This window comes from Bradyrhizobium sp. Mp19, from assembly GCF_029952935.1.
In the GTDB taxonomy this organism is placed as follows: Bacteria; Pseudomonadota; Alphaproteobacteria; order Rhizobiales; family Xanthobacteraceae; genus Bradyrhizobium; species Bradyrhizobium elkanii.
Genome location: NZ_JASAUT010000181.1, coordinates 1 through 923, shown reverse-complemented (window position 1 = coordinate 923; position 923 = coordinate 1). Strand labels below are relative to the sequence as shown.

General features: G+C 66.8%; 1 protein-coding gene. It reads left to right on the top strand.

Annotation, left to right across the window (positions count from 1 at the left end; all coding sequences use genetic code 11):
* Nucleotides 1-923, top strand: a 923-nt coding sequence (locus QJT82_RS45465) for a cytochrome P450 (protein WP_281446736.1), incomplete at both ends; no start/stop codon positions are given.

The following is a 923-nucleotide window of genomic DNA, read 5'->3' as shown; positions in this document are numbered from 1 at the left end:
TCGGGCCTCTTTCTGTTGAGCCGCCACGCCGACATCTATTGGGCGCTCAAGGCCACGGGCGATGCGTTTCGGGCTCCGGCGCCGGACGAACTGGCGCGCTATTTCCCGCGTGCGGCGACCAGCCTGTCGCTCAATCTGCTGGCGTCCTCGCTGGCGATGAAGGACCCACCGACGCATACGCGTCTGCGCCGGCTGATCTCGCGCGATTTCACCATGGGCCAGATCGACAACCTGCGGCCAGGCATCGCGCGCATCGTCGCCGCGCGCCTGGACGGCATGGCGCCCGCGCTGGAGCGCGGGGAGGCGGTGGACCTGCATCGGGAATTCGCACTGGCGTTGCCCATGCTGGTCTTCGCCGAACTGTTTGGCATGCCCCATGACGACATGTTCGGGCTCGCCGCCGGCATCGGTGCCATTCTGGAAGGCCTGCGCCCGCATGCCAGCGATCCCCAGCTCACCGCGGCGGACGCGGCCAGCGCCAGGGTGCAGACCTACTTCGGCTACCTCATACAGCGTAAGCGCACCGACCCGCGCCACGACATCGTGTCGATGCTGGTCGGCGCACATGACGATGATGCCGACATGCTGTCGGATGCGGAGTTGATCAGCATGCTGTGGGGCATGCTGCTGGGCAGCTTCGCCACCACTGCTGCGACCATCGACCATGCGGTCCTGGCGATGCTCGCGTATCCCGAACAGCGGCACTGGCTACACAAAGACGCCGTGGGGGTGAAGGCATTCGTCGAAGAAGTCCTGCGCTGCGACGCGCCCGTCATGTTCAGCTCCATTCCGCGTATCGCCCAGCGCGACATCGAACTGGGCGGCATGGTGATCCCGAAGAGCGCGGACGTGCGCATGCTGATCGCGGCCGGCAATCGCGACCCCGACGCCTTCGCCGATCCCGACCGCTTCGATCCCGCGCG